The organism is Aquabacterium sp. UBA2148, from assembly GCF_002328915.1.
Lineage (GTDB): Bacteria > Pseudomonadota > Gammaproteobacteria > Burkholderiales > Burkholderiaceae_C > Aquabacterium > Aquabacterium parvum.
Genome location: NZ_DCXA01000190.1, coordinates 1 through 527 on the forward strand (window position 1 = coordinate 1; position 527 = coordinate 527).

Here is a 527-nt window from a genome sequence, read left to right on the forward strand (position 1 = left end):
ATCACCGCGCCCACTTCGAAGAGCAGCTTTGCCGCGAGGCCGACCTCTCCAGCCGTGAGCAACGCGAGTTCGCCCTGGTGGCCATCGCCGTCGACAACCTCGACGAGATCCGCCAGAACCATGGCCTCGATGGCTGCGAGCGCGTCATCGAAGCCCTGGGGCGCCTGCTGCGTGCGGGCACCCGTGCGATGGACGCACCTTGCCGCCTGGGCGGCGACCGCTTTGTCGTGCTCTTGTCGGGCGTGGGCCTGGCGACCGCGCACTCGCGCATGGAGCAACTGCGTCGCCAGTGCGCTCAGCACATCGTGGCGCACAACGGCCAGCAGATCCCGTTCACGGTCAGCATGGGCGTGGCCAGCTTCCCGCACACCGCGGGGCTGGTCGATGAGCTCATGCGCAGCGCAGACCGCGCCTTGGCGAGCGCCCGCGACAAGGGCGGCAACCGCATTGTGCTGGCCAGCATCCAGTTCACGCCGGCCAACTGAGCGCGGCGGGGCAGGCCGCCCGGGCAGCCTGCCCTTCCAACG

Annotated in this window: 1 protein-coding gene; it reads left to right on the plus strand. The window is 70.0% G+C overall.

Annotated elements, in window-relative coordinates; all coding sequences use genetic code 11:
- Nucleotides 1-485: GGDEF domain-containing protein (locus B2W70_RS10670; protein WP_286745585.1), on the plus strand; the 485-nt coding region annotated here is incomplete at its 5' end.
- Between the last annotated feature and the right edge of the window lie 42 nt (nt 486-527).